Here is a 15,260-nt window from a genome sequence, read left to right as displayed (position 1 = left end):
GTGGCACCATAGGCCTCGGACGGCGCCGCCCGACGCCGCGGCCCGCACGGAAGGATCCCCATGGCCAGCACTCCGACCCCGCAGTCCCCCTCCGAGCCGCGGCTGACGCCCGGCGAGGTCTACCGGATGCTCGAGGCGGGCAACGACCGCTTCGTGGCCGGCACCCCCGGCCACCCGAACCAGGGCGCCGAGTACCGCTCCTCGCTGACGTCCGGACAGCACCCGAAGGCCGTGATCTTCGGCTGCGCGGACTCCCGGCTCGCCGCGGAGATCATCTTCGACGTGGGCCTGGGCGACGTGTTCGTGATCCGCACGGCCGGCCAGGTGATCGACGACGCCGTGCTCGGCTCCCTCGAGTACTCCGTGGACGTGCTGGACATCCCGCTCGTGGTGGTCCTGGGCCACGACTCCTGCGGCGCCGTCACCGCCGCGGTGGAGTCCTATGAGACCGGCCGGATGCCCCCGGGCTTCATCCGCTCCCTGGTCGAGCGCATCACCCCGTCCGTGCTCGCCGCACAGCGCAAGGGCATCACGGACGTGGACGGCACCGTGGCCGAGCACGTGGACCAGACCTGCGACCGGCTCGTGGAGTCCTCCCGCCACCTCTACCGCGCCGTGCGCGACGGCCGCACCGCGGTCATCGGTCTGACCTACTCGCTGGCGGACGGCGAGACCACCCTCGGACGGGTGCTCGGCGACATCGACTGATCTCCGCGTGCCGGCCGGCATGAGGCCGCCGTGCACCTGCGCCGCAGCGATCGGAGCGCAACAGTCCCACGCCCCTCTCCCGCCCCGCCCGGGCGGACTAGACTCGGTCACATGAGCGCACAGAACGAGCAGCAGTACCGCATCGAGCACGACACGATGGGCGAGGTGAAGGTCCCGGTGGACGCCCTCTACCGCGCCCAGACCCAGCGTGCCGTGGAGAACTTCCCGATCTCCGGCAAGACCCTGGAGCCGGCCCACATCCACGCCCTCGCACAGGTCAAGAAGGCCGCGGCGAAGGCGAACGCGGAGCTGGGCATCATCTCCCAGGAGCGTGCGGACGCGATCGTGAAGGCCGCCGACGAGGTCATCTCGGGCGCCCATGACGACCACTACCCGATCGACGTGTTCCAGACCGGCTCCGGCACCTCGTCGAACATGAACACCAACGAGGTGCTCGCCACCCTCGCGACCCGCACCCTGAAGGAGGCCGGCTCCGAGGACGAGGTCCACCCGAACGACCACGTGAACGCCTCCCAGTCCTCCAACGACGTGTTCCCCACCTCCGTGCACGTCGCCGTGACCGGCGCCCTGATCAACGACCTGATCCCGGCCTTCGAGCACCTCGCCGCCTCCCTGGAGAAGAAGGCGGAGGAGTTCAAGGGCATCGTGAAGTCCGGCCGCACCCACCTGATGGACGCCACCCCGGTGACCCTGGGCCAGGAGTTCGGCGGCTACGCCGCGCAGATCCGCTACGGCATCGAGCGCGTCGAGGCCTCCCTGCCCCGGGTGGCCGAGGTCCCGCTCGGCGGCACCGCCGTCGGCACCGGCATCAACACCCCGAAGGGCTTCTCCGCCCGTGTGATCGAGCTGCTCGCCGAGGAGACCGGCCTGCCGATCACCGAGGCCCGCGACCACTTCGAGGCCCAGGCCAACCGCGACGGCCTGGTGGAGGCCTCCGGTCAGCTGCGCACCATCGCCTACTCGATCATGAAGATCAACAACGACCTGCGCTGGATGGGCTCCGGCCCGAACACCGGCCTCGGCGAGATCGCCATCCCGGACCTGCAGCCGGGCTCCTCGATCATGCCGGGCAAGGTCAACCCGGTGATCTGTGAGGCCGCCATCATGGTGTGCGCCCAGGTGATCGGCAATGACACCACCGTGGCCCTGTCCTCCACCAACGGCGCCTTCGAGCTGAACGTCGGCATCCCGGTGATGGCCGCCAACCTGCTCGAGTCCATCCGCCTGCTCGCCAACACCTCCCGCGTGATGGCGGACAAGATGATCGACGGCCTGACCGCCAACGAGGAGCGCTGCACCTTCCTGGCCGGCGCCTCCCCGTCCATCGTCACCCCGCTGAACAAGGTGATCGGCTACGAGGCCGCCGCCACGATCGCCAAGCACTCCGTGGCCAACAAGATGACCGTCCGCGAGGCCGTCGTCGACCTCGGCTACGTGGAGCGCGGCGAGGTCACCGAGGAGCAGCTGGACAAGGCGCTGGACACCATGTCGATGACCCACCCGGGCGAGTGATCCCGGCCGGTGCCTGACGGCACCTGTCCCGTTGCGACGGCGCGGTCCCCTTCTTCAGGGGCCGCGCCGTTGCGCGTGTGCCGGGCCTCTTCACGACGACGGCCGCTCGCCGGCTGCCGCACCGTCACCCGACGCCGTGCCGGCCATGGCGAGTCTCATCCCGAGGGCGGTGCCGGCCGACGCATCGTCTGCCGCTCGGGGCGCAGAGGAAGGCGGTGGACAGGCTCAGAGGAAGGCGGTGGACAGCACCGCCGCGGCGCCGACGAGCATGGGCGGCCCGAACGGCAGGTGTGTGGAGGCCCGTGCCCGGCGCAGCAGCACGAGGACGGCCGCCACGAGCCCGCCGAGCAGGATCGCGAGCACTCCGGCGGCCACGGTGGCGCCGGGGCCGAGCACACCCGTATAGAGGCCGAGGCCACCGGCGAGCTTCACGTCCCCCATGCCGAGGCCGCCCCGGGTGAGCAGGTGCAGCACGGCCATCGCAGCCAGGTAGCCGGCCCCGCAGAGCAGGGACGTCGGCAGCACGGACGCGTCCCCGGACAGCGCTGCGACGAGGACGGCGGTCAGCACTCCCCCGACGGCGAGCGCCCCGGTCCAGCGGTTCGGGAGCCGGTGCTCACGAAGATCTGTGGCGAACAGGACCGCAGCGCACACGGCCGCCCAGGCCAGTCCCGCGATCAGGCCGCTCTCGGCCGCTCCCGCAACGGCCGTCCCCCATCCTCCGGACGTCGCGTTCCACCCCATGGACCCCACTCTGCCAGACACAGCGGATTCGAAGGTGATCTGTCCACAGAGACTGTTGCACGGTCTGCCCACAGGCGGCTAGGCTGGTGGCAGTCGGACACGGAATGACATCCGGTTCGGCCGTGAAAGACCCCATGGCCTCGATCCCGTTTCAAGGGGCCATGGTGGCGGGCTTCCTCGGTCCCACATCCCCCCTCCACGGGGCCGAGCACCCCCGCCAGGGGCCGCTGCCATGCAGCGGCCCCTTTTCACGTCTGCAGGGTCTTCTCCGGGGAGCTCAGCGGCCGCGCTCCTCGAGCAGCTCGGTCACCAGAGCGGCGATCTCCGAGCGCTCGGAGCGGGTCAGCGTCATGTGCCCGAACAGCCGATGCCCCTTGAGCGTCTCCACCACGGCCGCGATGCCGTCGTGCCGGCCGACCCGCAGGTTGTCCCGCTGCGCCACGTCATGGGTGAGGACGACCTTGGAGTTCCGGCCCATGCGGGAGAGCACCGTGAGCAGCACGTTGCGTTCAAGGGACTGCGCCTCGTCCACCACCACCCACGAGTCGTGCAGGGAGCGCCCGCGGATGTGCGTCAGGGGCAGGACCTCCACGAGCCCGCGGTCCATCACCTCGTCGATCACGTTCTCCGAGACCACGGCCGAGAGCGTGTCGTGGACCGCCTGCGCCCAGGGGTTCATCTTCTCGGCCTCGCTGCCGGGCAGGTACCCGAGCTCCTGGCCTCCCACCGCGTACAGCGGGCGGAACACGACCACCTTGCGGTGCTCGCGCCGCTCCATCACCGCCTCGAGGCCGGCACAGAGGGCCAGCGCGGACTTGCCGGTCCCGGCACGCCCGCCCAGAGACACGATGCCCACGGACGGATCCGTGAGCAGGTCGATCGCCAGTCGCTGCTCCGCCGAGCGGCCCTGCAGGCCGAAGACCTCCCGGTCCCCCTGCACCAGGTGGGCACGACCGCCCTGCCCGACGCGGGCCAGTGCTGAGCCTCGCGGGCTCGTCAGCACCAGCCCGGTGTTCACCGGCAGGTCGTCGGACGTGGCGAGGCCCCCGCCCACGGTGAGCAGCCCCGTGGAGGTGAGGGCGCCGTCGTCGGGAAGGGAGAGGCCGGAGACGGCCGGCAGGAGGAGGTCCTCCAGGTCCACCGACCCGTCCTCGTACAGGGCGGCCACAGCGGCCTCCTCCACGCTCAGCTGCACGGTGCCGGTCCAGCCGGAGTCCTTCACCTGGTCGTTGCGGTACTCGTCCGCGGCCAGGCCCATGGCCGAGGCCTTCACACGCATCGGCAGGTCCTTGGACACCACCGTCACGTCCCGCCCCTCGTCCGCGAAGGACTTGGCCACGGCCAGGATGCGCGAGTCGTTGTCCGTGCCGCGGATGCCGAACGGCAGCACGTCCGTGGAGATGTGGTTCAGCTCCACCCGCAGCGTTCCGCCCTCCGGGTTCAGCGGCAGATCCTGGGACAGCCCGCCGTGCTGCGTGCGCAGCTCGTCCAGCAGGCGCAGCGCGGAGCGGGCGTAGTAGCCCAGGTCTGGGTCGTGCCGCTTGTGCTCCAGCTCCGAGATCACCACCAGCGGCAGGATCACCTCGTGCTCGGCGAAGCGCAGCAACGCCCGCGGGTCGGACAGGAGCACCGAGGTGTCCAGCACATAGGTCCGATCTCCCACGCTGAGGCGGTCTCGGCCGCGCTCCTCGCCGGCCTGGACGGGATGGGTGGTCTGCTGCACGTGTGCCTCCTCGCCGGGGCCTCGACGCCCCTGCCTGTCCGGATGCCTCTCACGCTAGAAGCGGGCAGACCGGCCCCGTCAGACACACCGGATGAATGTCGCGTGAAGCCCCGGTGACGGCGGTGACGGGCCGGTGACCGCAGCGTTCGGTGCAGGCGAAGACCTGCGCGGGCGTCTGCTTAGACTGGACCGCAGGAGGCCGACATGACCCACCACCACAGCCCCGACCGATATAGCTCGGTCGGCTTCGGCGACCAGCCCGCGCCCCGAGGACGCGACGGCTCGGTGCGCGAGCGCCCCCAGTGGCGCGACCACCTGGTCCGCTGGTTCGCCCCGTCCGTGTTCCTGCTGGCGTTCATGTGGCTCGGCGGGCTGCTCGGCATGGTCGGCGGGCGCGCCCTGGTGTCCGGGTTCGGCCTCATCCCGCGCCGGCTCGAGGGGCTGGACGGCATCCTCTTCTCCCCGCTGCTGCACGGCGGCTGGGGACACCTGATCGGCAACACCACCGCCCTGCTCGTGCTCTCCCCCGTGGCCGCCGTGGTCTCCCGACGCCCGCTGCGGCTCATGCTCTGGACCTGGCTCGGCTCCGGTCTGATCAACTGGCTGATCGGCACCCCCGGCGTGCACATCGGCGCCTCCGGCATCGTCTACGCGTTCACCGCGTTCCTGCTGGTCTACGGCATCGTCGCGCGGCGCTGGATCGCCGTGGTGGTCTCCCTGCTGGTCTCCCTGCCGCTGCTGGGCGGCACCCTCCTCGGCATGATCCCGCAGGCCGGCCTGTCCTGGACCGGACACATCGCCGGCTTCCTCGCAGGGCTCGTGCTGGCCCTGCTGTGGGGGCGCAAGGACCGCCGGGAGCGCGGCCCGTCCTGGCTCGAGCGGGCCGAGATGCGCGCCGGCATCCGCTGAGGCGGTCGGTCAGGCCCCGAAGCGGCGCTGGCGGGAGGCGTAGTCCCGGAGCGCGCGGAGGAAGTCCACCCGCCGAAAATCCGGCCACAGGGCCTCGCAGAAATAGAACTCCGAATACGCGGACTGCCACATGAGGAACCCAGACAGACGCTGCTCGCCGGAGGTGCGGATCACCAGGTCCGGGTCCGGCTGGCCGCGCGTGTAGAGACGGTCCGAGATCTGGTCCACGGACAGCTCCGCGGCCACGTCCGCCGCCGAACGGCCCTGCGCGTCCGCCTCCACCAGCAGCTCGCGCACCGCGTCCACGATCTCCCGGCGGCCGCCGTAGCCGACCGCCACGTTGATGTGGATGCCCTCGCTGTCCTTCGTCTCCTCGGCCACGGCCGTCAGGCACGCGGCCAGGTCCTCCGGGAGGAGGTCCACCGCACCCACCGGCTGCACCCGAGCCCGCAGACGGCCGTCCTGCGGCTCAGCCAGCCTCCGGGCCGTCGTCTTGATGATCTCCAGCAGCGGGGCCAGCTCCTGCGGATCCCGGGCCAGGTTGTCCGTGGACAGCATGTACAGGGTGACCACCGGGATCCTCAGCTCGTCACACCAGCCGATGAACTCGATGATCCGGTCCGCACCGGCCTGATGGCCCTGCTGGGTGGAGGCACCGAACGCCCGGGCCCAGCGGCGATTGCCGTCCACCATCACGCCGATGTGCCGCGGCATGCGCTCCGGGTCCAGGTCTTGGGCCAGGCGCCGCTCGTACATGCGGTAGACGACCTCGGGCTGGCGCACGCGGACCACTCCTGTCTGATTCGAAGCCTGCTCGGTTCGAAGCCCGCTCGGGCTCACCCGGGCGTCGCCACGCGGACGCGCATCCGGTCATGAACAGAATACGCGGCCCACGCCCAGGCGGCGGTGGAAGGATGGGGCCATGAGCACCCGTCCTGACATCCCCACCACGGGGGCGCTCGCCACGGACCATGACGGACGCGTGGCCGGCGATCGCCTGGCCCCCGCCGCCGACGGCGCCGTGGCCCCGCCCTCGCGCTGGCGGATCGCCCGCGTTACCGACCCGTCCGACCCCCTGTTCAAGCCCCGTCTGCGCGGCTGGATCCACGCCGTCATGGTACCGCTGACGCTGGTCGCGGGCATCGTGCTGATCGTCCTCGCCCCCGGCACTGCGCTGACCTGGGCCTCGGTGGTGTACTCGACCACCGGCCTGCTGCTGTTCGGCGTCTCCGCCACCTACCACCTCGTCCAGTGGAACGAGCAGGTCTCCCTGGTGCTCAAGCGCCTGGACCACACCAACATCATGCTGGTCATCGCCGGCACCTACACGCCGCTGTCCATCGCGCTGCTGCCGCAGGACAAGGCCCTCCTGCTACTGTCCCTGGTCTGGGGCGGCGCGATCGTGGGCGTGCTGTTCCGCGTCTTCTGGACCCACGCCCCGCGCTGGCTCTACACGCCCGTCTACGTGTGCCTCGGCCTGGCGGCGCTGCTGTACATCGGGGACTTCTTCGCCGCGAACGTCCCGGCCGCCGTGCTCATCTGCGCCGGCGGTGCCGCGTACATCGTGGGCGCCGTGTTCTACGCGCTCAAAGCGCCGTCCCTCCACAAGGAGTGGTTCGGCTTCCACGAGCTGTTCCACGCCTTCACGGTGGGCGGCTTCGTCTGCCACTACATCGCGATCATGTTCGGCGTGCTCGGGGCCGGCTGACGGGACGGCCTCACCCCTGCGCACGTGAGGGCAAGACACGGTGTTGAGATCGCAGAACGTGACCGTGTCTCTTCCCCGAAACGCGAGGCCGTGGCGGCACCGGGCCGCATCTACCGGGTGACCGTGTCTCTTCCCCGAAACGCCGGGCCGTGGCAGCCCTCCGCCCTCAGCGCATCAGGGGTGGAACTTCAGCGGCCGGTGTCCGGCTCCTGCGGCTCCGGGGTGGGCTCGTCCAGGTAGCCCGGGTACTTCTTGCGCAGGCGCTGCAGCCGGTCCTCACCGGAGGCATCGATGCCCTCGCCGGCGGTGCGCTGCTCCGCCGTCAGGCGCGGCTGGTTGCGCTCGACGAGCATCTCCTCGGCCTCGGGCGAGCGCAGCTGCACGCGGCGCACGGAGCGCACCATCAGACGCAGCACGATGATCGCCATGACCACCATCAGCGCGGTGAACAGGAAGCCCACCACGCCCGGGGTGATGTCGGCCTCGTCCAGGCCGGGGCGCAGGCTCGGCTCGGGCACCGCGGGGGAGGGCGCCTGCGCCTGCAGCGTGAGCAGGGCGGAGTTCAGACAGGTCCAGGTCGTCACAGCGGTCCAGTCTACCGGCGGGTCGTCAGCGGACGCCGTTGAAGAGGTCGTGCTCCGGCAGGTCGACCTCCACGCGGGAGTCGATCAGCACGTAGTCCTCCCACGGCCAGGCCTCGCGCAGCACCTCGTTGCGGGCGGCGAAGAAGAAGCCGGTGGGGTCCACCTGGGTGCGGTGGGCACGCAGCGCGGCGTCCCGGCGCTCCAGGTAGTCGGCCACGGGGATCTGCGTGGTGACGGCGTGGTCCGGGATGAACCAGGCCGGGGCGTCCTCCGGGTCCGGGATGTCCTCGCCGGCGGCCTGCCGGGCGCGGACCTCGCGGAGGCGCTCCATCTTCTCGTACCAGCCGAGGCGGTCGGCGAACGGGGAGTCCTCGCCGGCCGCCGTGTAGGCCTCGTGCAGGGTGCGGAACTTCGCCGGGTTGAAGGCGCGGTCGTAGTAGAGCTTGGAGATCTCCCACGGCTCCCCCGCCTCCGGGTACTCGTCCGCCAGGCCCGCAGCGCGGTAGGCCTCCACGGTGACCTTGTGGGACATCACGTGGTCCGGATGCGGGTAGCCGCCCACCTCGTCATAGGAGATCAGCACGTGCGGGCGGAAGCGGCGGATCAGCGAGACCAGCGGCAGGGCGGCGGTCTCCAGCGGGGTCATGGCGAAGCAGTTCGCCGGCAGCTCCGGGACGGGGTCGCCCTCCGGCAGGCCGGAGTCGTGGAAGCCCAGCCACTCGTGCTCCACACCGAGGGCGGCCTGGGCCTCCGCCATCTCCACGCGGCGCACCGCGGTGATGTCCCGGTCGCAGGCCACGGTGTCCTCGTAGAGCGGGTTCAGCAGGTCTCCGGCCTCGCCGCCGGTGCAGGTGACCACCATGACCTCGGCCCCGGCGTCCACGTAGGCGGCCATCATGGCGGCGCCCTTCGAGGACTCGTCGTCCGGGTGCGCGTGCACGGCCATCAGGCGCAGGCCCGGGGACGGCGGCACGGTGGCGCCCGGGCGCGCCTCCACCGCCTCCGAGACGCTGTGGCGGCCGGTGTGGCCGACCGGGATGCCACCGGCCGAGGGGACGGCCGGGTCTGCGGTGTGCTTGTCGCTCACGGGCGGGACTCCTGACGGGAACGGATGTGCGGCGGCCTGGCCGGACCCGTCACGATGCCGTGGGGCAACGCGGCGCGGGTCCGCCCGACGGTAGGCTGGTGCCGATGGCCTCTCCCACCGCTGCACCGCACGCCTCCACCGGCGACACGCCGGAGGAAAGCCTAGCCAACCGCTACGGAGGCGCTCAACGGCGCCCGTCCGCAGGGGTCTCGCGGCGTGTGCGTCTGGTGGCCGCCCTCGCGGTCGTGGCGGCGGTTCTGGTCACCGCCTGGTTCGCGCTCTCCACCTCCATCGGCAAGATCACCTACAAGGATGTGGGCTTCGAGGTGGTGGACGACCACCTGACCCGCGTCACCTTCCAGGTCAGCGCGCCTGCGGACACCCAGGCCGAGTGCGACGTGGAGGTCCAGGACGCCCAGGCAGCCCCCGTCGGCTTCCGCACCGTGCTGGTCTCAGGGCTCGAGCCGGAGCAGCGCTCCGCCCCCGGCGACGACACCTGGACCTACACCGTGGACGTGCGCACCGTGGTCCGCGGCAACACCGGCGTGGTCCACACCTGCCGCTCGCTCTGACGCGCCCCCGCCGGGGTTTCGCCCGCGGCTGACAAGGGCGGCTCAGGGCCGTCACAGATCCCTGTGGCTCACCCCACTTGGTATAGTCGGACCCAGCGCTTTCTGCCCCGCCGAACGCATGTGTCTCTCGGTGGACGTCGGAACGTGGTCGAGGAACGGACCGCGGACCGCACGGCCCGGACACACCGGCGGGGTTCTTGTCATCTGCAGGCAGTGCAGGCGCCGACGCCCACGAGTGCCTGACGAAGAACCGGGCACCGACCCGAATGGAAGGAGTCAGCATGACCACGAACTCTGCCGACGCCCCGTGGCTCACCCAGGAGGCCTACGACCGCCTCTCCAAGGAGCTCGAGCACATCTCCGGCCCGTACCGCCAGGAGATCATCGACCGCATCGAGGCCGCCCGCGAGGAGGGCGATCTGAAGGAGAACGGCGGCTACCACGCCGCCCGCGAGGAGCAGTCCAAGAACGAGGGCCGCATCGCCGAGCTCAAGCACCTCCTCGAGACCGCCACCGTGGGCGAGGCCGCCGAGAACGACGGCCACGTGCACCCGGGAACCGTGGTGAAGGCGACCGTCGCCGGCGACGAGATGACCTTCCTCTTCGGCTCCCGCGAGATCGCCGACGACGGCGAGAAGCTCGATGTCTACTCCGAGCGCTCCCCGCTCGGCGAGGCCATCAACGGCGCCAAGAAGGGAGAGAAGGTCTCCTACACGGCCCCGAACGGCAAGGAGATCACGGTCGAGATCCTGGACGTCCAGCTCTACCGCGCCTGATCCCCTCCCCATGAGGCGACCGTCCCTGTCGGACGGACCCACGACGACGGCCCCTCCCCTCCCCCGTTCCGCGGCACCTGCCGTGGATGGGAGGGCAAGGGGCCGTCGTCGTACAGCGGGCGGGGCCGGGGAGGTCGAGCACGCGGGGACGTACCGTGCGCCCGGGCTCTGCCGAGCCCGGTGCCCACTGCTAGGTTGAGTGCATGCTCACCGTTGAGAAGATGCACCTGATGCTGACCCGCCCGGACGGCACCGTCGAGTCCCCGAAAGCGCACAAGAACGCCCTCGCCGCCGCCGCGCTGGTCGACCTGGCCGACGCCGGGATCGTGGCCGTCGAGCAGGACGCGGAGCCGGCGCAGGCCCGCGTGCGCGTCGTGTCCGCAGGCACCACCGGCCACCCGGTCCTGGATGCCGTGCTGGGTCAGGTCGACGGCCTGGACGGCACACCGCTTCACGCCCTCGTGAAGAAGGGCAAGCCGGCCGTGCAGAAGCCGTTGGAGAAGCACCTGATCGAGCGCGGCACGCTCGTGAAGGAGAAGAAGGGCCTGCTCAACACCGAGATCCGCCCGGAGTCCACCCGCGCCCGCGACGAGGTGATCGACGAGGTCCGCACCGCTCTTCACTCCGAGGAGGCGATGACCCCGTCCACCTCCCTGCTGCTGGGCACCCTGGACGCGCTGAACATCGCCCGTGTGCTCATCCCCGGCGCCGAGGCCGAGCACGGCCGCCGTGAGCTCAGCCGCCGCATCAACCGCCTCACCCGGGACGACCGCCACGTGCGCGCCCTGCGTGCCGCCACCTCCTCCTTCGCCGGCAACACCGCCGCCGCAGCCCTCCCGGCCACGCTCGAGACCCTGCAGAGCCACGAGGACGCCTCCTCCGGCAGCCCGGCCGAGGACACCGAGCGCGCCGCCACGGTGGACGAGGCCGCCGCGAAGTCCCACGCCGCCGAGCAGGAGGCCGAGAAGGCGGCGAAGGCCAAGCTGGCCGCCGGGCCGCAGAAGGCCGAGCACTGAGTCGCATCGCCGGGTGACAGGGGCCGAGTCCCCCGACGCCGTGACGCCGCGAGGGCCGCACCGGATGTCCGGTGCGGCCCTCGTCGTGTACGCGACGGTCGGTGTCAGTACAACTGCCGGCGTCAGTACAGCTGCTCGGGGGCGTAGCCGGCCTCGCGCAGCGCGGCGAGCACGTGCTCGGAGTGCTCGTGCCCGCGGGTCTCCATGTCGATGGTGATGTGCACGCCGCCCATGGAGAACTCCGGGCCCACGCGGGTGTGGTCCACGCGGACCACGTTCGCCTCGGCGTCCGCGATGAGCCGGGAGATGGTGGCGAGCTCGCCGGTGCGGTCCCGCAACGGGATGCGCACGCCCATGTAGCGGCCGTTGGAGGCGAGGCCGACCTGGATGGACTTGAGCATGAGCATCGGGTCGATGTTCCCGCCGGAGAGCACCACGGCGGTCTTGCCGAGGTCCATCCCCAGGGCGCCCACGCGCCCGGAGAGCAGTGCGGCCGCACCGACGGCGCCGGCGGGCTCCACCACGAGCTTCGAACGCTCCATCAGGTGCACGATGGCCTCGGCGATCTCGTCGTCGGTCACGGTCACCACGGCGTCCACCAGGGAACTGATGACCTCGAACGGCACGGCCCCCGGACGGCCCACCGCGATGCCGTCGGCGATGGTGCTCACGCCCTGCAGGGACTGCACGCTCCCCGCCTCGAGCGAGCTGACGTAGGCGGCCGCGTCCGAGGCCTGTACGCCGATCACCTGGATCTCACGCCCGGCCTCGCGGGCGGACTCCTTGAGGGCGATCGCCGCCCCGGCCAGCAGACCGCCGCCGCCGATCGCCATGATCACGGTGTCCACGTCCGGCAGCTGCTCGAGGATCTCGAGGCCCACGGTGCCCTGCCCGGCGATGATCGCCGGGTTGTCGAAGGGGTGGATGAACACCGCGCCGGTCTCCTCCGCGTAGCGCTCGGCCTCGGCGAGGGACTCGTCCACGGTGGTGCCGTAGAGCACGACCTCGGCACCGTGGTCCCGGGTGGCCTGCAGCTTCGGCAGGGCCACGCCGCGCGGCATCACGATGCGCGCATGGATGCCGAGCCGGCGGGCGGCCAGCGCCACACCCTGGGCGTGGTTGCCGGCCGAGGCGGCCACGACGCCGCGGGACTTCTCCTCCTCCGTCAGCAGTGCCATCCGGACATAGGCGCCGCGGACCTTGAAGGAGCCTGCCCGCTGCAGGTTCTCGCATTTGTAGTAGACCTCGGTGTCCACGTCCCGGCCGAGGGCGCGGGCGGTGAGCAGCGGGGTGGTCAGGGCGGTGTCCCGCAGGGTCTCAGCGGCGGCCCGGACGTCGGCCAGGGTCACCGGCAGCGTGGGGGCGGCGCCGGACTGCGCGCCGGAGCCGACGCCGGACGCAGAGGCCTGCGACGTCGCGCCGGTACCGGCGGGCACGGCCGGGCGCACCCACCGGGGCAGCTCGTCAGGACGGGGGCGACGGCGGGCGATGCTCATGCGCGGCCCTCGTCCTCGGCGCGGCGGGAGCCTGCGGAGTCGTCGCCGCGCTCGGCATCCTGTCCGGCGCCGGGCTCGCCCGCGTCCTCGCCGTCCCGGCGACGCTCGAACGGGTCGATGCCGGCGTCCGCGGCCGCCTCCTCCGCCGCGATCCCGTGCGAGGCCACGAGGGCCTTCTCCCGGCGCACGGAGCGGTCCTGGCCGTCCGGGTCCGGCCTGCGGGCCTCGTCGCCCGGTTCAAGGGTCAGCGCTTCGTCGTCGACGCCCACATGCGGGCCCTCACCCGTCAGTCCGCGGACGAAGGCGTTGACGAAGGCCAGCAGCGGCACGGCGAACACGGCACCGACCAGGCCGAGGACGGCGGAGCCACCGGCCACGGCGAGGAACACGGCCAGCGGGTGCAGGGAGACCGCCTTGCCCATCACGAGCGGCTGGAGCACGTTGGACTCGAGCTGCTGGACGAGCAGCACCACCAGGAGCATGAAGACGGCGTTCCACATGCCGTTGGTGATCAGGGCCAGCAGGACGGCCAGGGCGCCGGTCAGGACCGCGCCGACCATGGGGATGAAGGAGGCCAGGAAGACGAGCACGGCCAGCGGGAACGCCAGCGGCACGCCCAGCAGCCAGGCGCCGAGGCCGATGCCGACGGCGTCCACGAAGGCCACGAAGATCTGCACCCGCACGTAGGAGCCGAGGGCGCGCCAGCCGGAGTGGCCCGCGTTGTCGATCGCCTCACGGCGGGCGGCCGGGACGAAGCGGAGCATGAACGCCCAGATGCGGCCGCCGTCGTAGAGGAAGAAGATCAGGGTGAACAGCGCCATGACGGTGCCGGCCAGCACATTGGCGGCGGTGGAGCCTAAGGAGATGGCACCGCCCATGATGGTGCTGGAGTTCTCCCGCACGGTGTTGAGGATGTCCTGGACGCTGGAGCCGCCGTTGCCCTCCTGCCACGGCATCGGGATGCCGGTGGACTCGAGCCAGCGGCGTCCGGCCTCGATGCCCTGGCCGACCTGCTCGGACATGTCCGCGAAGCCCACTGCCAGCTGCTGGCCGGAGAGGAACAGCAGACCCAGGACCACCACGATCAGCAGCAGCACGCACAGCAGCGAGGCCAGGATCGGCGGGGTCCGCATGCCGACCATCCACCGGTAGACCGGACTCAGCAGCGTGGCGAGCAGTCCGGCCACGATCACCGGGATGACCAAGAGGCTGACGTGGCTGAGCAGCCAGATCAGCACACCGGCCATGACCAGGATGACGATCACGCGCCACGACCACGCGGCGGCGACGGTCAGGCCGTACGGGACGTCGCGGTCCACGCGGCGTGCAGTGGAGGCGGGGGTGGTCATCGGCGGGTGGTCCTCTCGTCGGTGTCGGCAGTGTCCTCGCCGGCCGGCGGGATCAGTCCCCAGGAGCCGGTGAGGCTCTGCCCGGGCTCAAGCCAGCGCAGGCCCTGTCCTGAGTTCAGGGCGTCGGCGGGGGCGGTCATCGGCTCCACCGCGACGGCCGCGTCACGGCCCGGCAGGCGGTCCGTGACGAACACGTGGGTGTAGGCGAACACGGGGTCGGACCACAGGGTCAGGGTGCGGCCGTCGGCAGCGGTGAGACGGGCCTCGTGCCGGCCGCCCTCCGCAGCGGTGAGACCGGTGAGGCAGACATCGAGCGGAGCGGAGCCCACCTGCCGTCCCTGCCGGAAGTCGAATGCGGTGCCGGCGGCCTCGCGGGTGCCCACCGGGATGAGGGTCTGGGGGTCGGCCTCGATCCATCGCTCCGCGTCCACGGTGAGGGTGAGCTCGGCTGAGGGGACGTCCCCGAGCCGCAGGAACGGGTGGCTGCCGAAGGCGGCGGGGGCGGCCTGGGGCGAGTGGTTGGTGAGCGTCTGGGCGACGGTCAGCGAGCCGTCCGCCTCCAGCGTGTAGGAGACGCGATGGGTGAGGCGGAAGGGCCAGCCGTGCTGCGGGTGGATCTCGCCGCGCAGACTCACCCGGTGCGAGGTCTTGGACTCCAGCATCAGCTGGGTGTTCCGCAGCAGGCCGTGGCTGGCATGGCCACGAGCGGGTTCGGTGACGTCCAGCTGCTGGGTCCGGCCGTCCAGCTCCCAGCGCGCGTCGGCCACGCGATTGGGCCAGGGCGTCATCTGGATGCCGTTGCCGGCCGGCGGGATCGTGTCCTCGTCGTAGGGCTCGGTGAGGTCCTCGCCGCCCACGCGGTACGTGCGCAGTGCGCCGGCCAGGCCCACCACGACCGCTTCGGCGCGACCCCGCTCCAGGCGGTACTGCATGCCGGTGGCGGCGGTGTCCTCCGCGAGCGATCCCTGCTCGTTCGGCTCCACGTCTCTCTCCTCACCCCTGGTGCTCTCCGACCGATGCGGCCGGAGAACGGACTCTGGTTGAGGCTACGCCTG

At 71.5% G+C, this 15,260-nt stretch carries 15 protein-coding genes; 7 read left to right on the top strand and 8 right to left on the bottom strand.

Features of this window, described 5'->3' with window-relative positions:
- The first annotated feature begins 60 nt into the window (after positions 1 to 60).
- Together HMPREF2863_RS05985 and HMPREF2863_RS05980 are read left to right on the top strand one after the other, a co-directional pair.
- Complete coding sequence (locus HMPREF2863_RS05985; RefSeq protein ID WP_067188121.1) at positions 61 to 708, top strand: carbonic anhydrase; 648 nt, start codon at positions 61 to 63, stop codon at positions 706 to 708.
- Positions 709 to 819: 111 nt separating this feature from the next.
- On the top strand, positions 820 to 2,241 hold the full coding sequence (locus HMPREF2863_RS05980) for a class II fumarate hydratase (protein WP_067188118.1): 1,422 nt from the start codon (positions 820 to 822) through the stop codon (positions 2,239 to 2,241).
- Between the two features lie 225 nt (positions 2,242 to 2,466).
- Here HMPREF2863_RS05980 and HMPREF2863_RS05975 read toward each other — a convergent pair whose 3' ends face one another.
- Both HMPREF2863_RS05975 and HMPREF2863_RS05970 read right to left on the bottom strand, forming a co-directional pair.
- The gene (locus HMPREF2863_RS05975; RefSeq protein ID WP_082739468.1) at positions 2,467 to 2,985 is read right to left on the bottom strand and encodes a prepilin peptidase; all 519 of its coding nucleotides are present in this window, start codon (positions 2,983 to 2,985) and stop codon (positions 2,467 to 2,469) included.
- Positions 2,986 to 3,262: 277 nt separating this feature from the next.
- The gene (locus tag HMPREF2863_RS05970; protein ID WP_246828846.1) at positions 3,263 to 4,648 is read right to left on the bottom strand and encodes a PhoH family protein; all 1,386 of its coding nucleotides are present in this window, start codon (positions 4,646 to 4,648) and stop codon (positions 3,263 to 3,265) included.
- 264 nt (positions 4,649 to 4,912) lie between these two features.
- Between HMPREF2863_RS05970 and HMPREF2863_RS05965 the strand changes: the two genes are divergently transcribed.
- Positions 4,913 to 5,617, top strand: coding sequence for a rhomboid family intramembrane serine protease (locus HMPREF2863_RS05965; protein ID WP_083315260.1), 705 nt, complete (start codon positions 4,913 to 4,915; stop codon positions 5,615 to 5,617).
- A 9-nt stretch (positions 5,618 to 5,626) separates the two neighbouring features.
- Here the strand turns inward: HMPREF2863_RS05965 and HMPREF2863_RS05960 are convergent, their stop codons facing one another.
- A complete protein-coding gene (locus HMPREF2863_RS05960; protein ID WP_067188112.1) occupies positions 5,627 to 6,400 on the bottom strand; it encodes an isoprenyl transferase in 774 nt (257 codons plus the stop codon).
- A gap of 139 nt (positions 6,401 to 6,539) precedes the next feature.
- Between HMPREF2863_RS05960 and HMPREF2863_RS05955 the strand changes: the two genes are divergently transcribed.
- Positions 6,540 to 7,325 (top strand): PAQR family membrane homeostasis protein TrhA, encoded by a 786-nt coding sequence (locus HMPREF2863_RS05955; RefSeq protein ID WP_082739467.1) that lies wholly within the window; start codon positions 6,540 to 6,542, stop codon positions 7,323 to 7,325.
- A 188-nt stretch (positions 7,326 to 7,513) separates the two neighbouring features.
- On the opposite strand, the gene HMPREF2863_RS05950 is transcribed toward HMPREF2863_RS05955, so the two are convergent.
- Positions 7,514 to 7,909 carry a hypothetical protein gene (locus HMPREF2863_RS05950; protein WP_067188109.1) on the bottom strand — a complete coding sequence of 132 codons (396 nt, stop codon included), beginning with the start codon at positions 7,907 to 7,909 and terminating at the stop codon, positions 7,514 to 7,516.
- A 25-nt stretch (positions 7,910 to 7,934) separates the two neighbouring features.
- Positions 7,935 to 8,855: a mycothiol conjugate amidase Mca gene (gene mca / locus HMPREF2863_RS05945; RefSeq protein WP_067188307.1), complete on the bottom strand. Its 921-nt coding sequence runs from the start codon at positions 8,853 to 8,855 to the stop codon at positions 7,935 to 7,937.
- Between the two features lie 245 nt (positions 8,856 to 9,100).
- On the opposite strand from mca, the gene HMPREF2863_RS05940 reads away from it, so the two are divergent.
- The 3 genes from HMPREF2863_RS05940 (at position 9,101) to HMPREF2863_RS05930 (ending at position 11,360) form a co-directional block, all read left to right on the top strand.
- A complete protein-coding gene (locus HMPREF2863_RS05940) occupies positions 9,101 to 9,568 on the top strand; it encodes a DUF4307 domain-containing protein (RefSeq protein ID WP_070638770.1) in 468 nt (155 codons plus the stop codon).
- A gap of 281 nt (positions 9,569 to 9,849) precedes the next feature.
- Positions 9,850 to 10,344, top strand: coding sequence for a transcription elongation factor GreA (gene greA, locus HMPREF2863_RS05935; protein ID WP_067188102.1), 495 nt, complete (start codon positions 9,850 to 9,852; stop codon positions 10,342 to 10,344).
- Positions 10,345 to 10,547: 203 nt separating this feature from the next.
- A complete protein-coding gene (locus HMPREF2863_RS05930; protein ID WP_070638768.1) occupies positions 10,548 to 11,360 on the top strand; it encodes a GOLPH3/VPS74 family protein in 813 nt (270 codons plus the stop codon).
- A 122-nt stretch (positions 11,361 to 11,482) separates the two neighbouring features.
- On the opposite strand, the gene ilvA is transcribed toward HMPREF2863_RS05930, so the two are convergent.
- The 3 genes from ilvA to HMPREF2863_RS05915 are packed head-to-tail and all read right to left on the bottom strand — an operon-like array spanning position 11,483 to position 15,188.
- Positions 11,483 to 12,856 carry a threonine ammonia-lyase gene (gene ilvA, locus HMPREF2863_RS05925; protein WP_083315259.1) on the bottom strand — a complete coding sequence of 458 codons (1,374 nt, stop codon included), beginning with the start codon at positions 12,854 to 12,856 and terminating at the stop codon, positions 11,483 to 11,485.
- Entirely contained in the window at positions 12,853 to 14,205 is a 1,353-nt protein-coding gene (locus HMPREF2863_RS05920; RefSeq protein WP_070638766.1) for an AI-2E family transporter, read from the bottom strand. The genes ilvA and HMPREF2863_RS05920 overlap by 4 nt, the downstream gene beginning before the upstream one ends.
- Positions 14,202 to 15,188, bottom strand: coding sequence for an aldose 1-epimerase family protein (locus HMPREF2863_RS05915; RefSeq protein ID WP_342743430.1), 987 nt, complete (start codon positions 15,186 to 15,188; stop codon positions 14,202 to 14,204). Before HMPREF2863_RS05915 ends, HMPREF2863_RS05920 begins: the two co-directional genes overlap by 4 nt.
- Positions 15,189 to 15,260: the final 72 nt, after the last annotated feature.

The sequence above is a fragment of the Micrococcus sp. HMSC067E09 genome (genome assembly GCF_001812555.1).
In the GTDB taxonomy this organism is placed as follows: Bacteria; Actinomycetota; Actinomycetes; order Actinomycetales; family Micrococcaceae; genus Micrococcus; species Micrococcus lylae.
This window is presented reverse-complemented; position numbering and strand designations above follow the sequence as displayed.